Origin of the sequence: Halioglobus sp. HI00S01 (assembly GCF_001635445.1) — a bacterium.
Classification (GTDB): Bacteria; Pseudomonadota; Gammaproteobacteria; order Pseudomonadales; family Halieaceae; genus Halioglobus; species Halioglobus japonicus.
This window is the reverse complement of the sequence record NZ_LWEE01000037.1, coordinates 1-220: the sequence shown is the minus strand read 5'-3', so window position 1 is coordinate 220 and position 220 is coordinate 1. Positions and strand designations below refer to the sequence as shown.

Genomic DNA, 220 nt, shown 5'->3' with positions numbered 1-220 from the left:
CACTTGCCGGTTGCCTACCTGGTGATTCCGATCTTTGCGCTGGCCAATGCCGGCATTCCCATCGAGTTTGCCGAGTTTGGCAGCGCCGTCAGCAGCCCGATCACCCTCGGGGTGCTGTGCGGCTTGCTGCTCGGCAAGCCCTTGGGCATCGCCGGATTCACCTGGATTGCTATAAAACTTGGCTGGGCCAAGCTGCCCGACGAGCTCAATATGAAGCACA

The 220-nt window shown here is 60.0% G+C and carries 1 protein-coding gene; it reads left to right on the top strand.

All coding sequences use genetic code 11. The annotated features are described in order from the left end of the window. The coding region (locus tag A3709_RS07790) for a Na+/H+ antiporter NhaA (protein WP_197484117.1) at nt 1-220 on the top strand (220 nt) is incomplete at both ends.